This window comes from Psychrobacter sp. (assembly GCF_036731945.1).
Lineage (GTDB): Bacteria > Pseudomonadota > Gammaproteobacteria > Pseudomonadales > Moraxellaceae > Psychrobacter.
Genome location: NZ_DAINDI010000010.1, coordinates 36,477 through 37,382 on the forward strand (window position 1 = coordinate 36,477; position 906 = coordinate 37,382).

The 906-nt window shown below is 44.0% G+C and carries 1 protein-coding gene and 1 pseudogene; both read left to right on the forward strand.

The genetic code is table 11. The features are described from left to right. The coding region (locus V7D75_RS03455) for a DapH/DapD/GlmU-related protein (RefSeq protein WP_333613421.1) at positions 1–547 on the forward strand (547 nt) is incomplete at its 5' end. A 165-nt stretch (positions 548–712) separates the two neighbouring features. Continuing rightward, positions 713–906: pseudogene (locus V7D75_RS03460) on the forward strand (glutamine--fructose-6-phosphate transaminase (isomerizing)); the annotation flags it as partial.

The window sequence follows — 906 nt, forward strand, 5'->3', positions numbered from 1 at the left end:
CGATGTGGGCGTGGTATTTGAAGGCGATTGCGTCTTAGGTGACAACGTTTATATCGAAGCTGGCTGTGTGATTAAAAATGCGCACATTGGCAATGCCTGTCACCTAAAGCCGTACTGCGTCATTGACAGTGCGCACATTGGTAACGGCGTCGATATTGGACCTTTCGCCCACTTGCGCCCTGATACTATTTTGTCTAATAACAGTAAAGTAGGTAATTTTGTCGAGATTAAAAAATCGACTATCGGTCAAGGTAGCAAGGTCAATCATTTAAGTTATGTGGGTGATGCGACGGTTGGAACAAATGTCAATATCGGTGCGGGCGTGATTACCTGTAATTACGACGGCGTCAATAAATCGCAAACCATCATCGAAGACAATGCCTTTATTGGCTCTAATGCCAGTCTGGTTGCGCCCGTAACCATTGGTGATACCGCAACGGTTGCGGCAGGCTCAGTGATTACCAAAAATGTCGACAATAACGCCTTAGCCTTTGGCCGTGCACGCCAAACCCAAAAAAATGACTTTCAGCGTCCGACTAAAAAATAAAGGCGGCGCTGATAGTTAATTCTATAAAAATGATGGTAAAACCACTAAAGCAGTACGACAATGATTTGTGGTGCTGCTTATTTATATTTACAGATTAATGATTATCCATGTATCAGTATCTTTCAAAATCACATGGTATGAGAACATAAAATTTAAGGAATAATTATGTGCGGAATCGTTGGAGCAGTTGCGGAGCGGAATATTGCCAATATCTTACTTGAAGGCCTTAAACGCCTAGAATACCGTGGTTATGACTCTGCTGGTCTGACGGTTATCCGTAATGGCGAGCTGCATCGCGAGCGCCAAGTGGGCAAAGTACAAGCGTTGGTCGATGCCGTCGCCGTCAATCCTGAATTTTT